Annotated in this window: 17 protein-coding genes, 1 tRNA gene and 2 rRNA genes; 10 read left to right on the top strand and 10 right to left on the bottom strand. The window is 67.0% G+C overall.

What is annotated here, in order from left to right:
• Positions 1-214: 214 nt before the first annotated feature.
• The 3 genes from FYJ28_RS16655 to FYJ28_RS16645 are packed head-to-tail and all read left to right on the top strand — an operon-like array spanning position 215 to position 5,798.
• The gene (locus tag FYJ28_RS16655) at positions 215-1,702 is read left to right on the top strand and encodes a DUF3375 domain-containing protein (RefSeq protein WP_154580136.1); all 1,488 of its coding nucleotides are present in this window, start codon (positions 215-217) and stop codon (positions 1,700-1,702) included.
• Positions 1,699-2,478, top strand: a complete 780-nt coding sequence (locus tag FYJ28_RS16650) for a DUF4194 domain-containing protein (RefSeq protein ID WP_154580135.1) — start codon at positions 1,699-1,701, stop codon at positions 2,476-2,478. The genes FYJ28_RS16655 and FYJ28_RS16650 overlap by 4 nt, the downstream gene beginning before the upstream one ends.
• Positions 2,475-5,798, top strand: a complete 3,324-nt coding sequence (locus FYJ28_RS16645; protein WP_154580134.1) for an ATP-binding protein — start codon at positions 2,475-2,477, stop codon at positions 5,796-5,798. Before FYJ28_RS16650 ends, FYJ28_RS16645 begins: the two co-directional genes overlap by 4 nt.
• A gap of 22 nt (positions 5,799-5,820) precedes the next feature.
• Here FYJ28_RS16645 and FYJ28_RS16640 read toward each other — a convergent pair whose 3' ends face one another.
• Positions 5,821-6,783, bottom strand: a complete 963-nt coding sequence (locus tag FYJ28_RS16640; RefSeq protein ID WP_154580133.1) for a DUF2332 domain-containing protein — start codon at positions 6,781-6,783, stop codon at positions 5,821-5,823.
• A gap of 378 nt (positions 6,784-7,161) precedes the next feature.
• Here FYJ28_RS16640 and FYJ28_RS16635 point away from each other — a divergent pair, with 378 nt between their 5' ends.
• From FYJ28_RS16635 to FYJ28_RS16625, 3 genes are all read left to right on the top strand, one after another.
• The gene (locus FYJ28_RS16635) at positions 7,162-7,350 is read left to right on the top strand and encodes a hypothetical protein (protein ID WP_154580132.1); all 189 of its coding nucleotides are present in this window, start codon (positions 7,162-7,164) and stop codon (positions 7,348-7,350) included.
• Positions 7,351-7,407: 57 nt separating this feature from the next.
• The gene (locus FYJ28_RS16630; RefSeq protein ID WP_154580131.1) at positions 7,408-8,334 is read left to right on the top strand and encodes an oxygenase MpaB family protein; all 927 of its coding nucleotides are present in this window, start codon (positions 7,408-7,410) and stop codon (positions 8,332-8,334) included.
• 473 nt (positions 8,335-8,807) lie between these two features.
• Complete coding sequence (locus FYJ28_RS16625; RefSeq protein WP_154580130.1) at positions 8,808-9,497, top strand: DsbA family protein; 690 nt, start codon at positions 8,808-8,810, stop codon at positions 9,495-9,497.
• A gap of 82 nt (positions 9,498-9,579) precedes the next feature.
• On the opposite strand, the gene FYJ28_RS16620 is transcribed toward FYJ28_RS16625, so the two are convergent.
• Genes FYJ28_RS16620 through FYJ28_RS16610 form a run of 3 tightly spaced genes read right to left on the bottom strand, consistent with a single transcriptional unit; the run spans position 9,580 to position 13,360 of the window.
• Positions 9,580-10,812, bottom strand: coding sequence for a beta-ketoacyl-[acyl-carrier-protein] synthase family protein (locus tag FYJ28_RS16620; RefSeq protein WP_154580129.1), 1,233 nt, complete (start codon positions 10,810-10,812; stop codon positions 9,580-9,582).
• Positions 10,813-10,820: 8 nt separating this feature from the next.
• Complete coding sequence (locus FYJ28_RS16615) at positions 10,821-12,479, bottom strand: class I adenylate-forming enzyme family protein (RefSeq protein WP_154580128.1); 1,659 nt, start codon at positions 12,477-12,479, stop codon at positions 10,821-10,823.
• Between the two features lie 17 nt (positions 12,480-12,496).
• Positions 12,497-13,360 (bottom strand): SDR family oxidoreductase, encoded by an 864-nt coding sequence (locus tag FYJ28_RS16610; protein ID WP_326831791.1) that lies wholly within the window; start codon positions 13,358-13,360, stop codon positions 12,497-12,499.
• A 266-nt stretch (positions 13,361-13,626) separates the two neighbouring features.
• On the opposite strand from FYJ28_RS16610, the gene FYJ28_RS16605 reads away from it, so the two are divergent.
• Entirely contained in the window at positions 13,627-13,986 is a 360-nt protein-coding gene (locus FYJ28_RS16605; RefSeq protein ID WP_154580126.1) for a cupin domain-containing protein, read from the top strand.
• A 64-nt stretch (positions 13,987-14,050) separates the two neighbouring features.
• Positions 14,051-14,662 carry a TetR/AcrR family transcriptional regulator gene (locus FYJ28_RS16600; protein WP_195840715.1) on the top strand — a complete coding sequence of 204 codons (612 nt, stop codon included), beginning with the start codon at positions 14,051-14,053 and terminating at the stop codon, positions 14,660-14,662.
• Positions 14,663-14,745: 83 nt separating this feature from the next.
• Here FYJ28_RS16600 and FYJ28_RS16595 read toward each other — a convergent pair whose 3' ends face one another.
• Together FYJ28_RS16595 and FYJ28_RS16590 are read right to left on the bottom strand one after the other, a co-directional pair.
• On the bottom strand, positions 14,746-15,390 hold the full coding sequence (locus FYJ28_RS16595) for a response regulator (protein WP_154580124.1): 645 nt from the start codon (positions 15,388-15,390) through the stop codon (positions 14,746-14,748).
• The gene (locus FYJ28_RS16590) at positions 15,378-16,832 is read right to left on the bottom strand and encodes a sensor histidine kinase (protein ID WP_154580123.1); all 1,455 of its coding nucleotides are present in this window, start codon (positions 16,830-16,832) and stop codon (positions 15,378-15,380) included. The genes FYJ28_RS16595 and FYJ28_RS16590 overlap by 13 nt, the downstream gene beginning before the upstream one ends.
• Before the next feature lie 143 nt (positions 16,833-16,975).
• On the opposite strand from FYJ28_RS16590, the gene FYJ28_RS16585 reads away from it, so the two are divergent.
• Entirely contained in the window at positions 16,976-17,731 is a 756-nt protein-coding gene (locus FYJ28_RS16585) for an ABC transporter ATP-binding protein (RefSeq protein WP_154580122.1), read from the top strand.
• 1 nt (position 17,732) lies between these two features.
• On the top strand, positions 17,733-20,201 hold the full coding sequence (locus FYJ28_RS16580) for an FtsX-like permease family protein (RefSeq protein WP_154580121.1): 2,469 nt from the start codon (positions 17,733-17,735) through the stop codon (positions 20,199-20,201).
• A 65-nt stretch (positions 20,202-20,266) separates the two neighbouring features.
• On the opposite strand, the gene FYJ28_RS16575 is transcribed toward FYJ28_RS16580, so the two are convergent.
• From FYJ28_RS16575 to rrf (FYJ28_RS16560), 4 genes are all read right to left on the bottom strand, one after another.
• A tRNA-Ser gene (locus tag FYJ28_RS16575) sits at positions 20,267-20,354 on the bottom strand.
• Between the two features lie 66 nt (positions 20,355-20,420).
• Positions 20,421-21,068: a TMEM175 family protein gene (locus FYJ28_RS16570; protein WP_055240640.1), complete on the bottom strand. Its 648-nt coding sequence runs from the start codon at positions 21,066-21,068 to the stop codon at positions 20,421-20,423.
• Between the two features lie 114 nt (positions 21,069-21,182).
• Positions 21,183-21,299, bottom strand: a 5S ribosomal RNA gene (gene rrf, locus FYJ28_RS16565).
• Positions 21,300-22,138: 839 nt separating this feature from the next.
• Positions 22,139-22,255, bottom strand: a 5S ribosomal RNA gene (gene rrf, locus FYJ28_RS16560).
• Positions 22,256-22,406: the final 151 nt, after the last annotated feature.

Raw genomic sequence — 22,406 nt, 5'->3', positions numbered from 1 at the left:
TAGGCTCGATCAAGGCTCGTAGCTCCTGACTGTTGATGAATGCGTAGAGAACATCCATCACAGCAGGGCTACGAGCCCTTTAGCTTTCAAGACACGGAACCTGTTTCACCACCAACCGCGAAGAGCCGTCTTACCGCTGAGCTGGTTGGTCCCGCGCCTCAGCTAAAATCAGGGAGGCCCGTTTTACCCCTTCGTTCCGGGCGGAAAGCGCAGCATGTCCTTCACAGAAAACGCCGTAGCCCGCTGGGCGGAGCTGCAGCGGCTACAGGCCTCGCCCGGCTGGAAACTTACCAACGCGAACCCCTGGGTCCTGGCCCTGTTCCGCGAGGCCTTCACGCGCACCCGCCCGCGCATTCCCCTGGACGAATTCCACAGCCTCACCGACTCCTTCCTGCAGCAGCTCAGGCTCAACGGGCAGAGCCTGCGCGAAGACTGGACAGGCAAGAACTACGCCGATGACTGGGTGGCCCGCCGCTTCCTGGCCCGCCCCCGCGCTGACGGACGCTTCGTCTACGAACTCACCGAACCCGCCGTCCGGTTCCTCTCCTACCTGGACGGCTTCACCGGGGACACCACCAGCCTGAACTCCTCCCGCCTGAACACCCTGCTCTCCAGCGTGGAAACCCTGGCGCACGAATCCAACCCGGACCCCGAAGCACGCATCGCCGTCCTCGAAGAAGAGATCGCCCGCCGCGAAGACCTCATCCGGTCCCTCCGCGCCGGCGACGCTCCCCCGCCACTGGACGACGACACCGCCGTCGAAGCCGCCCGCGACATCCTGGACCTCGCCGCCGCACTGCCCGCCGACTTCAAGCGCATGCGCGACGGCCTCGAGAAGATGCTGCACACCCTGCGCCAGGAAATGGTCGAATCGCAGGCCTCCAAGGGCCTGACCATGGGCGAAATCCTCGAAGCGGACAAGCGCCTGCGCAGCACCAGCGAAGGCCGCACCTATGAAGGCTTCACCGCCTTCCTGAACGACGCCGACCAGCAGGGACGCTTCCGGCACGCCATTGCGCAGGTCCTGGAACGCGACTTCGCCGACGCCATGACCCCCGGCGACCGGCAGGCCCTGTACCGGATGATCAGCGACATGCGCGAACAGGCCGCCGAAATCCAGCGGATCTACGGCCGGCTCTCCGAATCCCTGCACACCTACGTCCAGAGCGACGAGTACCGGGAGTCGGTCCAGCTGCGCAAACTCATCCGCGTCGCCGAAACCGCCATCCACAAGGCACCGCGCGGCCGCCGCCGCGCCGCCGTCGTGCCTGCACCGAAGCTCTACGCGTCCGCGTTCGAATCACTCAGCATGGTCCGCACCTACGACCCCGCCGAGCACGCCGCACCGCGGAAGCTGCCCGAACCGCCGTCGTTCACCGAAGCGGACATCCACCGCGCCGCCCGCACCCCCAAGGCCGACCGCCGCGTCCTGCGCGACGCGATCACACGGGCCGGCAGCCACCGCGGCCGCGCCACCGTCGCGGAAATCTTCGCCGAACTGCCCGCCGAGCACCGCCACCTCAACAGCATCCGCGCGCTCCTCGCCTCCGCCGCCCCCACCGGGGTCAGCAACGGAACAGCGACGACGGACGACTTCCTTTCTCACAAACCAAGTGAGTCCATCCCCTTCCTCCAGATCGACGGCAGTTCCCGCACCGCAGTGCTGCCCGTCCTCACCGTCGCCGAAAGCCCCCAGCCATGATCGAAAACCCCACCGCCGAAACCGAAGAGTACGACGAGCTGGACGAGGACTACCCGTTCGACGAAGGCAGCCAGCCAGCCCGCGACGTCCTGATCGACGGGCCGGAACTGTTCCCCGGCGACACCGGCACCCTGCCGCTGAAGCTGCGCCAGGCCCTCATCCGGCTGCTGCGCGGCCCGTACCTGGACGCCAACTCCTCGGACAACGTCTACAACACTGTGGTGGATAACCAGGAACAGCTGCGCGTCCGCCTTAGCGAACTGTTCCTCGAACTGGTCGTGGACGAGGACCACAAGGTCGCCCTGCTGCGCCCGGTGGAAATGGTCGAACCGCACACCACCGCCCTGCAGCGCCAGCGCGAAATGACCCGCGAGGAAACCCTGCTGCTGCTGCGCATGCGCCTGGTCCTGGACCGCCACTCGGGCACCGGCAACGAAGCCACCATCGCCCGGCAGGACATCATCGACGTCCTGGAGCAGTACGTGGACCCGCAGGCGCACGATGCCAAGGGCGTGGAAGACCTGGCCGACGCCGCGATCCGCAAGCTCGTCACCGAACGCCGGCTGCTGCTGCCCACCGAGCTGGACGACGTCTGGGTCATCTCCAACGCGCTGCCGCTGGCCCTGCCGTACGAGCACATCGGGGACATCATCACCTACATGAACTCGCTGACCGAGGCCCCGGCGGAGCCGGACACGGCAGACGAAGCCCCCGCCGAAGAAGCCGCTGACGACGCGGTCACTGAAACAGAGCACGACGGCGAGGAGCCGGCATGAGCATCGAAACCACCCTTCCCATGGGGGACCTGATCAACCCCGGCCAGAACCGGCTCTCCCGGATCCAGATCGTGAACTGGGGAACGTTCGACGGCGCGCACACCATCCACGTGGACCGCGCCGGCACGCTGCTCACCGGCGACTCCGGCGTCGGCAAGTCCACCATCTTCGACGCGATCCTGCAGGTCATGGACGCCCGGCCCAAGATGAATGAGGCAGCGCAGAACAACGGCGGCACCGCTGCCGAGGAAAAACGCACCGCGTTCTCCTACATGCGCGGCCGGCTCGGCACCCAGGGCATGGAAGCCGGCGACGGCACCGCCTACCAGCGCCCGGGCGCCACCTGGTCCGCCGTCTGCCTCACCTTCGACAACGGCTTGGGCCAGATCACCAGCCTGTCCGTACTCATGGACCTGCCCGCGACCGGCACCGAACACCACGTCGGCCGGTTCTACGCCGTACACAACCGTCCACTGGACATTCCCTCCCTCGAAACCGGCATGCGCGGCCGGTTCACCAAGGGTGCCCTTGAATCCCTGCTGCCGGGCGCGCAGATCTTCGATTCGCACAAACTCTTCGCCGAGCGGTACCGCACCGCCCTGGGTGTGGAGGACGAGAAGGCCTTCGGCCTGTTGCGCATCCTGCAAACCGGCAAGGGCCTGGGCGGAACGGTCAACGACTTCTTCCGCAACCACGTCCTGGACACCCCCAAAACCCTCACCGCCGCCGACGAGGCCGTGGAGGACTTCAGCCACCTGCGCAGCATCCGCCGCCAGCTCGAACGCGCCCGCCAGCAGCGCGATCACCTGGCCAACGTCCCGGACCAGCATCGGCTGTTCCTCACCACGAAGGCCGAACTGGACCGCGTCCGCACCCTCACCGCCGACGGGCTGCCCGCCTACCGCCGTCGTCTGGCGCTGGCCAGCCACGAGCGCGACGTCGACCGCCTCACCGGTGCTGCAACCACCGGCCGCGAGGCGCTGAAGGCCGCCGAGAAGCAGCGCACCAAGCTGAAGAAGCAGGTCGCCGAGCTCACCGCCCGCTACACGCAGGAAGGCGGCGGCGCGATCGCCACCCTGGAACGCGAAGTCGCGGCCGCGCAGGCTCAGCTGGTTTCCCGTGAAACCGTGGAGAACGCGTTCCGCGCCGACCTGCGTGCCGCCGGCATCGACACGGACCTCTCCCCCGCCGGGCTGGTCACCGCCCGCAGCCGCGCCAATGAGCTGATCAAGACCCTGAACGCCGACGTCGACGCCGCCCGGGAGCGCAGCTCCGACGCGCACGGCGAAGCGTGGGCGCTGAAGGGTTCCATCGCGAAGCTCGAAACCGAGATCGCGTCCTTCCGCCGCCGGCGCAGCAACATCCGCCCGGAAAGCTTGGAACAGCGCGCCCGGATCTGCGAAGCCACCGGCATCGACGAGGCCGAGATGCCCTTCGCCGGCGAACTGATCGATGTCCCGGCTGAACACGCGCAGTGGCGCGCCGCCGCCGAACGGGTGCTCCGCCCGCTCTCCACCGCCCTGCTGGTTCCCGGCGAGCACATGCCCGCCGTCACCCGCTACCTCAGCGAAACCAACCTGCGCGGTTTCCTGCGCTGCATCGACGTCAGCATTCCCGTGGACGGTCCGTCCGAGCCCGGACCGCGTGACCTGATCACCAAGCTCAGCACCTACGACTCCGCCATGGGCGACTGGGTAGCCCGGAAGATCACCGCGCACTACGACTTCGAGTGCGTCGAGAACCCGGACGAGCTCGCCAAGGTTTCCCGCGGCGTCAGCCTGGGCGGTGCCGTGAAGCGGAACTCCTCCACCACGGAGAAGGACGACCGGCACACCAAGGCCTCGGACAACGTGCTGGGCTTCGACAACAAGGACAAGATCGCCGCCCTCGCCGGTGAGCTGCTGGCCCTGCGCGCCAGCTTCGAAGAGGCCGACGTTGTCTCCCGCAAGCACGCCTCGGAGCAGGACGACCTGATCCGCCGGCTCGCCGCAGTCCGCAAGGTCGCCGCCGACACCCGCGAATTCGAGGAGATCAGCGCCGAGGAGCACCGCGCCGCGGTGACTGCCGCCGTCGAACGCCTTGAATCCGCACGCGACGCCAACGCGGACCTGGAGCAGATCCGCTTCGAGCTGGACACCGCGGAGCTGGACCTGACCGCCGCGACCGAGAAGATCGGTGTGCTCAAGGGTGACCTGGCCCGGCTCGAGGCCGAGCTCACCGCCGCCACCGAGCGCCGGGACACACTGGCCGGCCGTGGCCCGGATGCCCTGGCCGAGGACCTGCGCGCGCAGCTCGATGAGCTGTTCGCCCCCTTTGGTGAGATCACCGACGTCGTGCATCTGAACGACGCCGCCGGGCAAGTGGAGCGGAACCTGCTCACCGAGGCCGCGCGGCTGGATAAGACGCTGCTGGAAACCCGCACCCGGCTGGAGCGCACCTTCGAGACGTACAGCGACAAGTGGGGCTCGGACTTCGGCACGGGCGTGGACTCGGCCGAGGAGTACGTGCGCCGGTACGAGGACATTGTCACCGAGGGCCTGCCACAGCACGAGTCGGAGTTCCGCGAATACTTCAACAACCGCACCTACGAGCGCTTCAGCGACCTGCTGCAGCTGCTCGACGAGGAACGCCGCAGCATCTCCGCGCGCCTGCTGCCGCTGAACTCCGTGCTGCGCCGCGTGCCGTACCACGTGGACAGCCACCTGGAGATCGAGGTCAAGACCACCGTCCCGGACGACGCGCACAAGTTCCGCACCGAACTGAAGAACGCCCTTCCGATGATGGGCGTGCGGCAGGACAAGGCGGACATGGACGCCCGGTACGCCGCGCTCGAGGGCCTGGTGGAGAAGCTGAAGGATCCGCAGGAGCGCCGCTGGCGGGCCGAGGTCCTGGACGTCCGCGCGCATGTGACCATCACCTGCACCAACAAGCTCGCGAACGGGCAGTCGTTCACCAACCTGCAGGCGTCGCTGATGTCCGGCGGTGAGGGGCAGCGGTTCACGGCGTTCATCATGGCATCGGCGCTGGCGTACCAGCTGGGCATCGTGTCCCAGGGATTCAGCACCTACGGCACCGTGATGATGGATGAGGCGTTCGTGAAGTCCTCCCTGTCCTTCGCGGAGGCGTCCATCAACGCGCTGCACGAGTTCGGCTTCCAGCTGCTGCTCGCCGCTCCGGAGGACAAGGTGGATCTGTCCCGGTTCCTGGGGTCGGTCACGGAGATCCTGCGCGACGACGCCGCCAACCGGTCGGGCACGCTGGAGCGGGTTCCGGTGGGGTCTTCTGGCGGGTCGCGGGCTGTGGATATTCTGCTGCGGTAGCTGGCCTTGGCTTTGCGCGCGGTCAGAGCGCTTCGTAACTCTGGCCGTGCGGTCCGGTGAAGGCTTGGGGAACGCCGTCCAGGGACAGGACCAGGTTGCCTTCCGCGCTGCGGGTTAGCTGGTCCTTGACCGCCGGCAGGACGCCTTCTCCTTCATTGCTAATCCAGATGACGTCGAGGCCCTGCACTCGATCGACGAACCGCTGCCGGTGGTCCGGGTCGAGGTACGGCAGCACCGCACTGTGGAAGACGACGACGGTCGCGTCCTTGGGCGCCTTGTCCACCAGCTGCGGGAGTGCCTCCACGATGTCGCCCCGGACCAGGTGCGGCGGGTCTTCGGCAGCGACCTTCGCCACTGCCCGCAGCCGGTCGCGGCGTTCCTCATGTTCGGGCCAGACCAGGGTTTCCAGCCAGGCCATGTCCTCGAAGTCTTGGACATCCAAAGGGTTCAGGTCGATTCCTGCCCGCCATACGACGTCGGGCAGGCGGTCGGGAACAACTGTTCCCGTGAGCGTGCAGGGCAACTCGACCGTGCTGGCGCCGGCTGCGGGATGCACGAGCTGTTCGCCGTCGTCGGCCTGGTAACGGTAGCTGTACCGGTCGGGATAGAGGCAGAATCCGGCGGAGGCCCCGGCTTCGATCAGTGCTACCGGTCCTTCGATCCGGCTGAGCAGCGGCAGCAGGACTGCGCACCGGCCCGCTTCATTCGTCTGGGTCATCCGTGACTGGATGATGGGTTCGACGGCGGTCCACCGGCCCAGCAGCCACTCCCGGAACTCCGGATACCGGGCCAGCGGAGCACCTGCCAGACGTGCTGCGGCGAAGACCAGATTCGGCTGTCGCTTGGACCTCGGAAGCGATTCGATCAGCGCCAGCACGGCGTCGTCGTCTGCAATGGACGCCGCCCACTCCTCGTAGAGCGGCGAGACGCCCCGCGCTTCGACTGCCGCGAACCGTTCGTAGCCTGCTGCTGTAGCTGTTGTCATGGCCCCACCCTAGGGGAATCGTTTCGGTGGGCCGGGCACACGCGGCCCGTACCGCGTCGTTATCCTGTGGGGCAATAACGATCGCTATGAACGGCTCGGAAGGACGGTACTGCGACACAAGATTGTCCCTGCCCGCCAAAGCAGCGTTATTGCGACACAGGGACGGCGCGCCCGGCCTGCAGGTGACGATCTTCGGCCCGACTACTACTGACAAACGACGGTTCCGCGGCTTATCCTTCTGGGCACCCGGGGCAGGAGCTTTGGGAACAGTCTTGGACTCGGGGGAATTCAGATGCAAACCAAGCTCAGCCCTGGCGGTGCTGCTGGCCGGTTCGCCAAGATCGGACTGACCGACGATGCACCCAGAGACGGCATTAAATGACGCCTGATTTCTGGCTGGGCCTGCTGGGCGCCGCATTTATGGTCGGTGCGGGGGTAAGTCTCTGGGCCGCGATCATTCGGGGCGGAACCATCAGAAACGCTTCGCTGACTGGAAGGCAATGGACGATTTTCATTGCACTGATGGCTGCCGGATGCGTCCCGCTGCTCATCGCACTGATCAACTAGTCATTCGTCTGCCCGCCCGTCCTGACTCCTCCCAGCCGACAGGCCCATACTGGGACGATGGGCAAGCTTCTTGAATCCTGGCGCCGGCAGCTGGTCGGCACGTTCAGCAACAACGCAGAGACCATTCCAGAGTGGGAACTGGAGCTCGCCAATGGCACCGACCGCGGCTACTACGGACCGGGATCCGCAGTGTGGGCGGTCCACGGATCCATGACCACGATCATCGCCGGCATCCGCGCCCTGCTGCTCCAGGCACTGCACCCGGGCGCGATGGCCGGAGTCCGCGACTACTCCAACTACAAGGAAGACCCGCTAGGCCGGCTCGCCGGAACCATCCGCTGGATCTTCACCGTCACCTACGGGGATACGACGGCGGCACGCAGCGCCTCGAACTGGGTGCTGCGCCTGCACGATCGGGTTCAAGGCACCTACGAGGACGCTTCCGGAACGGAACGGCCGTACTCAGCGAACGATCCCGAGCTCGCCCGCTGGGTGCATCTCGCCTTCACGGATGCCTTCCTGGCCTCCCACATCGAGTTCGGCGGACCCATCCCGGGCGGACCGGACCAATACGTCGCCGAGTGGGCGACCGCAGGTGAACTGATGCAGATCGACAACCCGCCACGGGACTTGGCCGGGCTGCGGAAACAGATGGCTGCGTTCGACCCCGAACTGCGCTCCAGCCCGACCGTCGAGGAAGTGGTGCGGTTCCTGCGCCGCCCTCCCCTGCCCCGCAACCAGATGATCGGCTACCGTGTCCTCTTCGCCGGCGCCGTCGCCTCCCTGGAACCCCGGCACCGCGAAATGCTCGGCCTCCGCGAACCGCATCTCGGTCCGTTCAAGCTGCCGGTGCACGGCCCGGTGAAACTCGTGCTGCGGGTTATCCGGTTCGGGCTTGGGGATATGGGCCCGTCGGAACGGTCCGCCCGCGAGCGCATTGCCCGCCTGGCCCGGGAAAGCGACGAGGACCGCCGTCCTGCCTGATCCCCGCACCATCTTCAGGTCCGCCGAACCGTGCGCGGCCAGGTGCTGCGAGCGCCGCCCGCTATAACGCCGTCGGGACAGGACCTGTTGCGGGCATTTGCCAAACCTTCGGGGAGATACCGTCGTTTAGCCCGCCTTCGTCGCTACCCTCGGTCAGATAGCGTCCCTTTCAGCGCTTCAAAGCAGCATTATCTGACCGAAGGTTTCTGGGAAACGCCTCTAAGCAGCGTTATCTCCCCGAAGGTTGAATGCACCCCTGGACTTCGGTCCCTACTCTGGGCATGCAGCCCTTGAGCGCCCCGACCGCCCGGCGCGGAGCCACGGTAACCCCAGCCACAACCCGGCTGGACCAAGATCACGCCGCAACCCGCTTCCAGTCCCCTGCACGCCGGTGGAAACATTAAAAGGACAGCAACTGCAATCAGTACCTCGCGCGCCAGAGCTGCGCGCCTCCTCAACCCAGGAAAGGAACTATGCGCAGGGTTGTACCCTCATTAGTCATTGCCGGGCTGCTGGTTAGCGGCGGAATCGTCTCCTGCGGCACGTCCGCAGAATCCCCCGCGGAGTCCCCCTCCGCATCAACCTCCGCCAGCGCCCCCGCGGAATTCTTGATCCCGGCAGACCAGCAGGACAAGCTGGTCCCCGCCGACGCCCGGACCATCACCAACCCGGCAGACCCGCAGGCCACGCTGGTCTTGTTCACCGATTACCAGTGCCCCTACTGCGCCATGATGGACACGCTCATCCAGCAGGCCAAGGCGGACTACGGCGACCAGGTACAGATCATGGTGCGAAACTACCCGCTGCCCAAGCACCAGAACGCCGAGGCCTCCGCCCGCGCCGTGGAAGCCGCAGCCGAACAGGGTGCAATGGAGCAGATGGCCGCCAAGGTCTTTGAGCACCAGCAGGACTGGAAGACCGAGTCCAGCGTGGACGATATCTTTGCCGGCTACGCCGAAGAACTCGGCCTGGACATGGAGCAGTTCGAAGCCGACTACAACTCCGACGCCATCAAGGACCGTGTAGCCCGGGACCTGCAAGACGCTCAGGACCTCTCGATCCAGCACACCCCGACGCTGCTGCTGGACGGTAAGGAAGTCCAGCTGTCGACAGGCGCCTACAGCGAGATCCAGGAACAGCTCGACGCCGCCCTCGGCCGCTAACAGCCTTCACCGAGATTACAGAAACTGCACGTTAGAGGGCCTCTATCGTGCAGTTTCTGTAATCTCGCGGAGGGGGTAAGGCCTAAACCCGACCGAACGCCAAGACGCAGTTCTGCCCGCCGAACCCAAACGCGTTCGTCACGGCATACTGCACGTCCTGCTCCCGCGCGGTGTTGGGCACATAGTCCAGGTCGCACTCCGGGTCCGGCGTCGTGTAGTTGATCGTCGGCGGAACCACGCCTTCAACGATCGACATGGCACACAGCAGCGACGCCAGCGTTCCGGCGGCTCCAATCAGGTGCCCGGTCATCGACTTCGGGGCCGTCACCGCCAGGGACCCGGCATGCTCGCCGAACACGGAGTGCAGCGCCAACGTTTCCGTCCGGTCATTGGCCTTCGTTGACGTGCCGTGCGCGCAGACCAGATCCACCTCCCCCGGGTCCAACCGGGCCTGCGCCAGCGTCCGGGAAATCGCCTCGGCCGCATACTTTCCGCTCGGCTCCGGCGCCACAATGTGGAACGCGTCGGACGTCATCGCCCCGCCCAGCACCTCCGCATACACGCGCGCGCCGCGGGCACGGGCATGGCTCAGCGTCTCCATCACGCACACCACCGCACCCTCGCCGAACACAAACCCGTCCCGCTCGGCGTCGAACGGGCGCGATGCCTCCTGCGGCACGTCATTGCTCCGCGAGAGGCCGCGCATGGTGGTCAGCCCTGCGAACATCACCGGCGTGATCGCGGCATCCGTTCCACCGGCAATTACGACGTCGGCGTCCCCCGCCAGCAGCGTGCGCCGCGCCTCCAACAGGGCGTGCGTTCCGCTGGCGCAGGCGAGCGCGCTGGCATTCACCGGACCGTGCACGGCGAGGTCGATCGCGACTTCGCAGGCCGGCATATTGGTGAGCGACGACGCCACGAAACTCGGGCTGACCGGCCGGATGCCCTGGGCGTCGAACAGCCGGGTGGCATCCTGCACCTCCGGATATCCAGAGACGGCGCTGTTGATGATGACGGCGGCGTCGACGCCCTCCAAAGAAACGCCCAGTCCGGCGTCGGCCGCTGCTTCCCGGGCCGCCGCAACGGCGAGCTGCGACGCCCGCGACGACCGGTTGATCCGCTTTACCGGCAGCCAGGCCGCGGGGTCGAAGCCCTTCACCTCGGCAGCGATCCGTGTCGGGAACTCGGAAGCGTCGAAGGCGGTAATCCGGTCTACGCCGGACTTGCCTTCCTTGAGCGCCTCCCAGGTCAGCGGCCACGACCCACCGAGCGGAGTCTGCGCCCCCATCCCGGTGATGACCACCCGTTCGCTCATTCCGTCCCTCACTCCCTCGCCACCGCGGCGCCCGGAGCAATCAGCCGCCCGGCGCCCAGATCCTCCGCAGCTGTTTCGGCCAGTTTGAAGTGCATCTTCTTGCCGGTCGCGGTCAGCGGCACCGAGTCCACGAACCGGTAGGCGCGCGGGCGCTTATAGTCGGCCAGGCCGGGATGGGACAGGCAGAACTCCTCCAGCGCATCCGCCGTCGCATCCTCACTGCGCGGCACCACGTACGCCACCACGCGCTGCCCCCACTGCGGATCCGGGACACCGACCACCACTGAATCCAGCACCTCAGGATGTTCCGCGAGCACTCCCTCGACCTGCACGGGGTGGATGTTCTCGCCGCCGGAAATGATCATGTCGTCCTTGCGGCCCAGAATCGTCACAAAGCCGTCCTCATCCCAGGTGGCCATGTCCCCGGGATACAGCCACCCCTCGAAGAACTTCTCCTCCTCCACACCCGGCAGATTCACGTAGCTGTACCCTGCCTTCGGCGAGCGCATGATCACTTCCCCGGCCTCGGTGCCATCCTGGGCGGCCAGCTCCTCCGGTCGCCCTCGCCGGTCCGGGAAGACCTTGACGACGGCGACGTCGTCATCCGTGCAGGACCGCCCCGCGGTGCCGGCCCGTGCGGGCAGATCCTCGGGGCGCAGGAACGTGTTCCAGAACGCTTCGGTGGTGCCGTACCCATTGAAGATCCGGGGGGTGAGCAGCTCCTGGTACCGCAGCGCCGCGGCCCGGTCCAGCGGCGCTCCCATGGTCACAATGCCCTTGAGCGTGGAGATGTCCCGCGGCTGCTTCTCCTGCTCAGCGGCGATCATCTCCAGCGTGGTGGGAGCGCCGATCAGGAACGTCAGCCCGTACTCCCCCACCCAGTCCAGCACTGTGGAGGGATTGAAGCTGCGCAGCGGCACTACTCCTGCACCGATGTAGAAGGACGGATTCGGCCCGCCGGAGTGTAGGCCGCCGCGGTGGAACCAGGGGGTCATGTTCAGGGTCCGGTCCTGCGGGCTGAGCGGGAAGTGCATGATCACGTCGTGCGCGCTCATCAGTTCCGCCAGCGAGGGAAGGGACACGCCCTTGGGCATGCCCGTAGTGCCCGAGGTGTAGAGCCTCGTGGACTCTTCGTAGGTGGAATAGTCCGCCGGCAGTTCCGGAACCGACCCGGAGGCAGCCTGCAGCGCGGCGTCGAAGTTCTCCCAGCCCTGCGGCAGGTCGGCCTCCCCCACCACCAGGACCTGCGGCGAGGTGCCGGACAGCTCCAGTGCCTGCGCCGCGGACGCCGCGCACTCGGCATCGACAATAAACACCGACGGTTCGCTGTCCCGCAGGATGTGCGCGGTCTCCCCCGGGGCTAGCCGGTAGTTGATGGGCACGCTGACCGCGCCCAGCCGGTGGGTGGCCAGGTAGAGCAGGGCGAATTCGACGCCGTTGAAGAGCTGGTACATCACCCGCTCGCCGCTGCGCACGCCGCGTTCGGCGAGCATCGCGGCGCAGCGGTCGACGTCGGCGCCCAGCTGGGCGTAGGTCCATTGGCGTCCGGTGGGCGGGTCAATCATGGCGACGGCGCTGCCGTACCGGGCAACGTTCCGCCGGAACCCGGCACCGTAGGTCATCTGGGATTCAAAGTAGTCCTTGAACCGCCCTGCATCGTATGGCATGGGGTCCTGTCCTTTCGTCAGTCTTCCGTTCGCGGCCGGCGTGGACGCTCAGGAAGCGCTACTGGGGGTGTGGTTTCACTGAAGAACGGCGGGGCGATTACGGACAGGCCGCCGTCCACGGCCAGGGACTGCCCGGTGATGTACTCGGCTCCCGGGGAGAGCAGGAAGTCCACGGTGGCGGCCATTTCGTCCACGGTGCCGGGGCGGCGCTTGGGGATGCGGGAAATCACGCTGTCCATCGGGGCCATGCCGTCCATGGTGTAGAAGTACTCGAGCGAGTCGGAGTCGATCAGCCCGCCGTTCACGGCGTTGACGTTGATCCCGTAGCCGGCGAACTCCACGGCCATAAACCGGACAAAGGATTCGACGGCGGCCTTGTAGGAGCCCAGTGCCGCGTAGGTAGGAAAGGCCCGCACGCTCCCGTAAGAAGTCAGCGCCACGATCCTGCCGCCGTCGTCCATCAGTTTCACTGCCTCCTGCGCGCCGAGCACAAAGGGCCGCACATTCACGGCGTAGGCGCGATCCAGATGGTGGGTCTTGAGATCCACCACCTTCTTGAACGCGGCCGCGGCGGCGTTGTTCACGAAGTAGTCCAGGCGTCCGTACTCGGCGGCTGCGGCGTCGAACAACCGGACAATGTCCTCGGGGTTTTCGATGTCCGCCTGCACCGCCAGCCCTCCGCCGCCCACCCGCTGCAGCTCCGCCACGGTTTCCTTGGCCAGGTCCGCGTTCTTCCGGTAGCCGACCACCACCTGCGCCCCCTGCGCTGCGAGCCGCTCGGCCACCCGCCTGCCGATACCCCGGGACGCGCCGGTGACCAGGGCGATTTTGCTTTCGTGCACGCGCTGCCGGACGTCTTCGGACTCCTGGGGATCTTCCACGGGCAACCTTCCGCACCGTGAACCCGGCGCCGGCGTCTCGAAGTTCGGGCTGCGGTTCCCAAACGGGTATCCGGGAACCGGGCGGAGTCTTGTTCCGGAGTAATCCGGCCTGTCAGCAGACCCCTTGGTCCGTAAATCGTTATCCCGCGCCGGTGCTGCGTCAAGGGTGCACGGCGCGTAACGAAGTTGGCGGCGCTGCAACGACTCACTACCTTGAGAAAACCAATATCGGAATATTGGTTTTGGAGACTACCCGAGGAGCCCGCATGGCAATCGTCCGCAGCATCGCCCAGGTTGAAGAGTCCGAGAAGGAAGTGGAGCCCCTCGCGCTTCCGCTGGCGGACCCGCTGGGCGCGGAGATCGAGACCAAGACCTACAACCTGTTCTCCACCGAGGAGGAAACAATCCACGCGGGCACATGGGAAACCGCAACCGGCCTGTCCCGGTGGGACTTCTCCGACGGCGGCGAGGTCATCTATGTGCTCAGCGGCCGCATGACCGTCCAGCGCGACGGCGAAGAGCCCAAGGAAGTCGGTCCGGGCGATCTGGCGGTCTTCCCCAAGGGCTGGGCCGGCACCTGGAACGTGACCGAGACGCTGTCCAAGGTCTACGTCATGTACAGCTAGGCCGCGTACGTAGAGTTGGGGAGGGACGGACGACGGCTCCCGTCCCGGGATGGAGCAGGAGCGGATGGCCCGCGGCAAGGAAGAAAAGAGGCGGGTGATCCTCGAGGCATCACTCGAGTGCATCTCCCGGCACGGTTACGAGGCCACCCGGCTGCGGGACGTCAGCGAAGTGGCCGGTGTCTCCATCGGTGTTATTCAGCACTACTTCGGAACCAGGGAGCAGCTTCTGGGCGAAGCGCTTGGCCATGCCAGCGGCGCGCTGATGGAGCATTTCGCGTCCCTGGACCCGTCCCTCCTCAGCCCGTGGGAAGAGCTCCGCGGCATGATCGGCGTGGTCTGCGGGATGCCGAGCCTGCACGGCCGGGGCCTGCTGTGGCTTGAAATGTCCAGCCTCGCCCGCCGGCACCCCGAGCTCCGCGAGCGCCTGGACAGCGTATATGTGCTGTGGGACGCGCACGTTCGTGCCGCCGTCGGGCGCGGTGTTCAGGACGGATCGCTCGCCATAGACTCCGATGCCGGATCCGGCTCCGTGGATGACCTGACGGCGATCTTCCTGGCCTTCTTCGACGGGTACGAGTACGAAATCGCGTCCTCGCTGGTTCCGGACGACCCGGCGCTGCTCGAACGCCGTGCGGTTTTGCTGGCCGAGCGGCTGTTCAGGCCGGTTAGGGCGTAACCGCCCCCACTCATCGAGAGGACAGTTACGGCTCTTTAGCGGGCTGAAAAGAGCCGTAACTGTCTTCTCGGTGGACAAGGGGATCAGGACCGCAGGTACGCCAGGGTCGCCAGGACGCGGCGGTGCCCGGTGTCCGACGGCGCGAGCCCCAGTTTCGCGAAAATGTTGCCAATGTGTTTGCTCACCGCAGTCTCCGAAACGGAAATAGCCTGCGCTATCGCGGTGTTCCCCAGTCCCTCGGCCACGAGCCCCAGGACTTCGAACTCGCGCGGGGTCAGGGAGCGGATGGGGTCCTGGTTGCTGCGCCGGCTGAAGAGCTGCGCAATGACCTCGGGGTCCATCACGGTGCCGCCGTCCGCCACCCGGCGCAGGGCATCGACGAAGTCGCCCACCTTTCCCACGCGCTCCTTGAGCAGGTATCCCACGCCCTGGGCGCCGGATCCCAGCAGCCGGGTGGCGTACCTGTCCTCCACATAGGCAGAAAGGACCAGCACGGGGAAGTCCGGTACCCGGGACCGGAGTTCGAGCGCAGCCCGCAGGCCTTCGTTTGTAAAGGTGGGAGGCATGCGAACATCCAGCACCGCGGCGTCGGCCGTTCCCGGCTCAAAGGCCGCAAGAAGGTCATCGGCGTTATTCCAGGACCCGGCAACCTCGAACCCTTCGCCCTTCAGCAGCAGTTCAAGGCCTGCGCGCAGCAGGGCGTCATCTTCGGCAATCAGAACGCGCAAGGCAGCTCCACCCTAACTTTCGTCGGTCCTCCGCGGGGACTGCTAAGCACCAGCCTGCCGCCAAACGCGGCAGCACGCCGCGCGATCCCGGCCAGCCCGGTCCCGGACCCGGCGTCACCAGTGCCGACGTCGACGGCGGCCGCCACGGCACCCGCGCCCGTTCCCAGATCGCTGTCGCCACCGGCCGCACCGAAACTGCCGGCACCAGCCGTGTGGAGAGTGCCGTCCGCGCCACGCCGGGCTGCGCCGGCACCAGTACCGGCACCGGTATCAGCCCCAGCCGCAGCCACCCCGACGCCGCCCGCCGGGGCCACGGCAGCTCCGCCGCGTCCGTCGTCGGTCACCTCGACCACCAGCACATCCTCCCGGGACGTCGATTCGGTGCGCAGCACCACCTCGATGCGCGACGCACCGGAATGCTTCGCCGCGTTGGTCAGTGCTTCGGCCAGGACAAAGTAGGCGGCGGATTCCACCGCAGCCGGTGCCCGCAGCAGGCCGGCCACGTCCAGACTGCAGGGAATGGGCGACCGGCTGGTCAGCGCCGAAGCCGCTCCGCCAAGTCCTAGCTCGTCCAGCACGGGCGGATAAATGTCATGCACGGCCGCACGGAGTCCGGCCAAGGCCTCCGACGCAGCATCCTGCGCCCGCTCAAGAAACGGCACAGCCGCCGCTGGATCCGTCTCGGCGGCACGCTGTGCCAGCCCCAGCATCATGACCACTCCCACCAGCCGGTTCTGTGCGCCGTCGTGCAGTTCCCGTTCAATCCTCCGCAGCTCGGCGGCATGGGCGGCGAGGGCACTCGCGCGGGCTGCGGAGAGGTCCTGGATCCGGCGGGAAAGTTCGTCGTAGCGCCGCGGGGAGAGGATCGCGAGTGTTCCCTCGCTGAGCCGGCGGGCCATCCACGGCAGCAGCAGCCAGGCCAGGACGGCGTAGGCGACGCCAAGCAGCATGCCCAGGAACGCAGCCGGCCAGCTGGTAATGGTGATCGTCATTTCCAGCGGAGCATCCGCCGGAAACAGCAGCCACAGCGGAGACACCACCAGGTACAGCAACGCTCCGACGGGCAGTGCAATGGCCAGCGCACCCGCCAGCAGGGCAAACGCGGCATGGAAGAGCAGCCAGGACAGGTCGCGCTTCGTTTCCGGCGCCGTTACGAGCGATGCGAGTTCCCCAAAGGAATACCGCCCGCGCAGGCGCCGGCGGTCAAAGGGAATCACGGCACCGGCGAACCCGGCGGACCTCCCCTGTGCACGGGCCGCCAGCAGGTCCAGCGTTCCCAGCACACCGGGAAGCGCATACAGACCTATGCCCAGGGACAGGAAGGGCAGCAGTACGATCCCGGCCACCAGGATCCCCAGCGAAGCCAGCCAGTAGGCGGCTTCTCGCAGCAGGAACACCGCGTCTGCGGCACGGGTCCGCAGACCGGCTTGGGATGGCCTCATCTGCTCGATTATGCCCGAGCAGCCGTCGCCTGTCGGTATAGCCAGCTACACCATGAACTGGGCTGCTGGCTGTATCGGAACCGTCTCCGGCGCTGCGTAGCGTCGAAAGCAGTTCCCCAGCCACCACTCAAAGGACACTCACCATGTACTCCGACTCATCCCAATTTCCCGGTCCGGCAGCCCTGGAGCTGACCGGCGTCTCGAAGAACTACCGCACCGGCAGCACCACGGTGGCCGCCCTCAGCGAGGTGTCCCTGGCCGTGCCGGCCGGTACCTTCACCGCAGTGATGGGTCCGTCCGGATCCGGGAAAAGTACGCTGCTGCAGTCCGCGGCGGGCCTGGATGTGCCCGACGCCGGTCAGGTGCGGTTAGGGGGCACCGAGATTTCCCGGCTGCGGGGCAAGGCACTTACCCGCTTCCGGCGGGACCACGTGGGCTTCGTGTTCCAGTCGTACAACCTGCTTCCGCAGCTTTCAGTAACGGCGAATGTGACGCTGCCGCTGCTGTTGGCCGGACGCGGAACGGACAATGCCTGGCTGCAGTACGTGCTCGACGCCGTCGGGCTGACAGGCCTGGGCGAGCGGAAACCGCAGGAACTTTCCGGCGGCCAGCAGCAGCGCGCCGCCATTGCCCGGGCCCTGATCACCCGCCCGGACGTGGTCTTCGCTGATGAACCAACCGGCGCCCTGGACTCGGGCACTGCCCGCCAGGTCCTGGACCTGCTGCGGCATACCGTGTCCGCCCTGAACCAGACCGTGGTGATGGTGACCCACGACCCGGTGGCAGCCAGCTACGCGGACACCGTGGTGTTCCTCGCCGACGGACGCATCGACGGCAGCATGGACGGCGCCTCTGCCCGCGACGTCTCCGACCGCATGGCCTACCTCGGAGGAAACTGACATGCTGACCTTCGCCAAAGCATCCATCCGGCACCACCGCGGCGGCTTCGCCGGAGTGTTCATTGCCGTATTCCTGTGCGCTGCACTCATCACTGCCCTGGGCGTGCTGATCGAATCCGGGCTCCGCGGCGGCACCTCTCCGCAGCGACTGCAGGCCGCCGACGTCGTAGTTGGGGCACCTCAGTCCATCCCGGTCCCGGAGGACCTTCCGGCAGTGTTTCCCGAACGGGTCCTGCTGCCTGCCACGACAGTGGAGGAGATCGAGGCAATCCCCGGCGTCCGCAGCGCTGTCGGCAACATGGAGATCCCGCTGGCCACTGCCGAAGGGGACCCTGTGGTGGCTGCAGCCTGGGAATCAGCAGCCCTGGCTCCCTATGACCTCACGGCCGGGGAACCCCCGCAGGCCCCGGATGAGGCAGTAGTTGACGCGTCCTTCAACGCAGCCCCGGGCAGCCGCATCGTGCTGAGCCACGGAGGTATTCCAACCGAGTACACCGTGTCCGGCACCGCGGCGCCGGTGGACGGGAGCAACCCGGCGGTCTTCCTCAGCAGCGTCGGCGCGGCAGCGCTGTGGCCGCACGCCGGTTCGGTGGCTACGGTCGGCGTGCTCGCCGAACCCGGAGTCAACCCGGCACAGCTGGCGGCGGACATCGAAGCCGCAGTCTCCGGCGTCGTCAGCTACACCGGCGACGGGCGCGGCGAAGTGGAGAACCTAGGCGGAGCCGGAGCCCGGTCCATGCTGCTGCTGCTCAGCGGTTCGCTGGCCGGAATCGCCGCGATGACAGCCGTCTTCGTGACCGCCGGAACCCTCTCGCTTTCAATCCTTTCCCGACGGCGCGAGTTCGCCATGCTGCGGGCCATCGGCGCGGGGGCAGGCCAGACCCTGGGCCTGGTGGTCCGTGAAGTCCTGCTGGTTGCCACGGCCGCAGCCGTGCTGGGAGCGATTCCCGGATTCTGGCTTGCGGGCTTCCTTGGCGGACAGTTCACCGCAGCCGGTGTGATTCCGGAAGGATTCCAACTGGCCTTCAGTCCGCTCCCCGCAGTGGGCGCCGTACTGGTCAGCGTGGCAGCCGCGGCGGGTGCCTCGCTGGTCTCCGCCCGCGGTACGGTCCGGGCTGCACCCGTGACCGCCCTGCGTGAGGCGGTTACGGAGTCCGGCCGGCTGGGCCGCGGGCGCATTATTACCGGACTCTTGCTGCTCGGCGCCGGGCTGGTTGCGGCGCTGCTGCCCGCTGCTGTCCCCGGCAGGGCCGGGCTGGCGTCCGCGGCGTCGAGCATCCTGCTGCTGGTGATCGGCGCGGGCGTGCTGGGACCCTGGATTGTGACCGGGGCGCTGAACATGGTGGCACCGCTTCTGCGGCGCAGCCGTTCCGCGTCCCTGGTCCTGGCGGGAGCCGGTGCCGAGGCATTCCCGCGGCGGCTGGCAGCCGGAATCGTCCCTCTCGCCCTTGCCCTGTCACTGGGGTCCGTGCAGTTCTTCCTGCCCACGACCGTCGAGGCCGAAGCGCAGCGGCAGTCCCGCGACGGCGTCGTGGCCGGCTACCTGGTCAGCGCCCCCGGCGGCGGGATCGCCCCGGAGCTAACGGACACTGTCGCCGCGCTGCCCGGAGTCGAAACAACGACGCCGGTAGCCAGCTCCGCGCTCCTCGCCCAGACACGTTTCCTGGGCATGGACGACGGCGTGCAGCCCGTCGGTGTGCAGGGCATTGCGTCCGAAAACCTGGACAAGGCTCTGGACCTGGGAGTCCGGGACGGTTCGCTGGACCGGCTGTCCGAACCCGGGACGGTGGCCGTAAGCACCGCCCTGGCACGGGAATCCGGGCTGGCTCCCGGGGACACGTTCGGATTCCACTTCGGCGACGGCGCCGGGGGGGATGCCGTCGTCGTCGCAACCTACGAACGCGGACTCGGCTTCGGCGACGTGGCCATGGACAACGCAGCCCTCCTCCCGCACACCACCACCGGGCTGAACAGCCACCTGCTGCTCACGGCGCCCAATGCCGACCCTGCCGAGCTGGTTTCGGCACTCGAAGGCCTGGGCCTGAGTGTCCTGGACCGCGAGGCGCTGGACGCGGCAGGATCGGCTGAACGCAGTGCGGAATCATGGGTCAACGTTCTTGCCATGCTGATTCTGCTGGGCTATCTGGCCGTCTCCGTGGGGAACGCGCTGGTAATGTCCACGGCACGGCGGCGCCCCGAAATGCTGCTGCTGCGCAGGCTCGGTGCCACCGATGGGCAGCTGCGCCGCATGACGGGCGCGGAGTCGGCGCTGATGGTGGCTGCCGCCGTCGTAGTCGGTACTGTCCTGGCGCTGCCGCCGCTGATGGGCATCGCCCTGAATGTCTCGGGGCAGCCCGTGCCTACGATCCAGCCGTTCGTGTACCTGGCACTGGCGGGAGGGACTGCGCTGCTGGGGATAGGAGCAGTTGCCGCGGCCACCCGATTCGCCCTGCGGACGGAGCACAGCTGATCTGCCCGGACAAACAGAAACGCCCCGGTCATGGACCGGGGCGTTTCTGGTGATGATCTCTCATCTGGCGGAGGATGGGGGATTTGAACCCCCGAGGGCGTTAACCCAACACGCGTTCCAGGCGTGCGCCATAGGCCGCTAGGCGAATCCTCCAGGCTTTGCTCGTCAAGAGCAGATATAAGACTACCGGACTTTGAACCAATTACCGAATCGGCTGCCTTACGGGCCGGCGGCGGCTTTGCGGCGTCGGCTCCCGGCCAGCCGCAGTCCCAGGCTGATGACGAGGATGGACAACCAGGAGTACTCCGCCGCAGAAGGGCTCACCAGGGCAATGGGAATCGACAGGAGGAAGACGGCGGGTGTGATCGGCGCCCGGACGCGGGCATATTGGAGCAGGCCGGGATTCACGTCGTCCCGGAAGAGCCCATGCCGGCGGCAGTAGGACCACATGAGCGTGTTTACCGACCCGATCAGCCCCAGTGCCGCCGCGTAAATAACGACGCCGAGGCTGGTGTCATCGTGCAGCGCCAGCATGTCCGTGGCGTAGGCCAGCAGTGCCACGAAGAACAGCAGCAGCAGGTTCAGCCGCTGCAGGCCGCCGGTGAAGCCTTTCAGGAGGCGGAACAGGCGGTGGTGGCTCAGCCAGTAGGCTCCGGCAACGGCGAAGGAGAGGGCGTAGGCGAAGAATTCCGGTCGCTGGTCCAGGATGGCCTGGCCCAGCTGGTCAGAAGGAACGTCCGGAGCCTTGATATCCACGGCCAGCAGAGTCATGGCGATAGCAAACACTGCATCGCTGAAGAACATGGTGCGTTCAATGTCCGGCCCGGAGTCGAGCCCGCGTTTGAGGGAGCCGCTGTTCTCCGTCATTTACACAGTCTGTTCCACCCACCCGGGTCCCGGTAAGCCTGCCCCTGCGCAGAGGGCGGGGAGAAACAGAAAAGGACCCGTACGTCTTTGTACGGATCCTTCTCTTTACGGTATGTCCGGCGGTGACCTACTCTCCCACACCCTCCCGAGTGCAGTACCATCGGCGCTGTGGGTCTTAGCTTCCGGGTTCGGAATGGGACCGGGCGTTTCCCCCACGCAATGACCGCCGTAACCCTTTATCCTCGCTTGCGCGGGAAAACCTGGGTCACGCGCCGCTTCCTGTTTCCGTTTCCGGAAGCCCTCTGCGGCGGTGATGCTCTACTATCTTACCCTGTTTCGCGGGGTGCTTTGACCACTCCCTGATTCCGTGTGCTGGGGGCCGGCGGCGTCCAAGCCGACCGGAGGCCGTGAGCCGGGGCCGGGGCGGGAGCTGTAGGCCGGGGCTTGGGCGGGGCCCCCTGGCGGGGCGGGACGTGAGCCGGGGCTTGGGCGGGGCCCCCTGGCGGGGCGGGACGTGAGCCGGGGCTTGGGCGGGGCGGGGGTCCCGGCGGGAGCCGTAGGCCGGGGCTTGGGCGGGGCGGGGGCCCCTGGCGGGGCGGGGCGTGAGCCGGGTGGGAGCCGGGTGGGAGCCGTGAGCCGGGGCCAGGGCAGGGACGAGGTGTCGCTCCCCAGGAGACCCGATTGGGGGCGGCTAGGCTCCTCCTGGCCGTGGTTCCCACGCTGTGGTGCTCCTGTTAACCCATGTGGTCCCACGAGTGGTCAGGTGTAACTGAAGGTGGGAATGCCGGGCCGCCCAGGCCCGGGTTGGCACGCTTGGCCGCGGTGCGGGCCGCCGGCTGGGAACGCCGGCCCGCCGTTCCCAGCCGTCGTGACACGTGTTATCTGCTGTGGTCCCACAGGTGGACAGGTGTCACAGAGTGTGGGAACCCCGGGCCTGGCACTTGGAGGTATGCCAGGGGCGGGATGTAAGACACGGAAGGCCCGCACACATGTGCAGGCCCGAATACTGTTTTGCTTGTTAAAGTGTTTCAGGCCCTCGCAGCGTTGCGGGGCCTGAAACATTAATGGTTGTCCGGCGGTGACCTACTCTCCCACACCCTCCCGGGTGCAGTACCATCGGCGCTGCGGGTCTTAGCTTCCGGGTTCGGAATGGGACCGGGCGTTTCCCCCGCGCAATGACCGCCGTAACCCTTCCAACCCGAACCCCCATGGGGGTGGGTAAAATTGTGGGGTACGTGGTACCGGACGCCACCGGTCCCCTGGTATGAGGGTGGTGGCGTGTATTCAATTGTGGTGTTCCCTCACTCAACAACGACGCGGGTTGTTGGTTGGGAACCA

Origin of the sequence: Arthrobacter sp. BL-252-APC-1A (genome assembly GCF_009696625.1) — a bacterium.
GTDB lineage: Bacteria > Actinomycetota > Actinomycetes > Actinomycetales > Micrococcaceae > Arthrobacter_B.
The sequence above is the reverse complement of the archived record's forward strand: the minus strand, read 5'-3'. Positions and strand labels throughout refer to the sequence as shown.

Coding starts and splice junctions, on each gene's coding strand:
- FYJ28_RS16645 (WP_154580134.1), top strand. CDS start 2,475: ATGAGCATCGAAACCACCCTTCCCATGGGGGACCTGATCAACCCCGGC.
- FYJ28_RS16585 (WP_154580122.1), top strand. CDS start 16,976: ATGTACTCCGACTCATCCCAATTTCCCGGTCCGGCAGCCCTGGAGCTG.
- FYJ28_RS16630 (WP_154580131.1), top strand. CDS start 7,408: ATGGGCAAGCTTCTTGAATCCTGGCGCCGGCAGCTGGTCGGCACGTTC.
- FYJ28_RS16635 (WP_154580132.1), top strand. CDS start 7,162: ATGACGCCTGATTTCTGGCTGGGCCTGCTGGGCGCCGCATTTATGGTC.
- FYJ28_RS16600 (WP_195840715.1), top strand. CDS start 14,051: ATGGCCCGCGGCAAGGAAGAAAAGAGGCGGGTGATCCTCGAGGCATCA.
- FYJ28_RS16590 (WP_154580123.1), bottom strand. CDS start 16,832: ATGAGGCCATCCCAAGCCGGTCTGCGGACCCGTGCCGCAGACGCGGTG.
- FYJ28_RS16650 (WP_154580135.1), top strand. CDS start 1,699: ATGATCGAAAACCCCACCGCCGAAACCGAAGAGTACGACGAGCTGGAC.
- FYJ28_RS16655 (WP_154580136.1), top strand. CDS start 215: ATGTCCTTCACAGAAAACGCCGTAGCCCGCTGGGCGGAGCTGCAGCGG.
- FYJ28_RS16625 (WP_154580130.1), top strand. CDS start 8,808: ATGCGCAGGGTTGTACCCTCATTAGTCATTGCCGGGCTGCTGGTTAGC.
- FYJ28_RS16605 (WP_154580126.1), top strand. CDS start 13,627: ATGGCAATCGTCCGCAGCATCGCCCAGGTTGAAGAGTCCGAGAAGGAA.
- FYJ28_RS16580 (WP_154580121.1), top strand. CDS start 17,733: ATGCTGACCTTCGCCAAAGCATCCATCCGGCACCACCGCGGCGGCTTC.
- FYJ28_RS16640 (WP_154580133.1), bottom strand. CDS start 6,783: ATGACAACAGCTACAGCAGCAGGCTACGAACGGTTCGCGGCAGTCGAA.
- FYJ28_RS16570 (WP_055240640.1), bottom strand. CDS start 21,068: ATGACGGAGAACAGCGGCTCCCTCAAACGCGGGCTCGACTCCGGGCCG.
- FYJ28_RS16615 (WP_154580128.1), bottom strand. CDS start 12,479: ATGCCATACGATGCAGGGCGGTTCAAGGACTACTTTGAATCCCAGATG.
- FYJ28_RS16620 (WP_154580129.1), bottom strand. CDS start 10,812: ATGAGCGAACGGGTGGTCATCACCGGGATGGGGGCGCAGACTCCGCTC.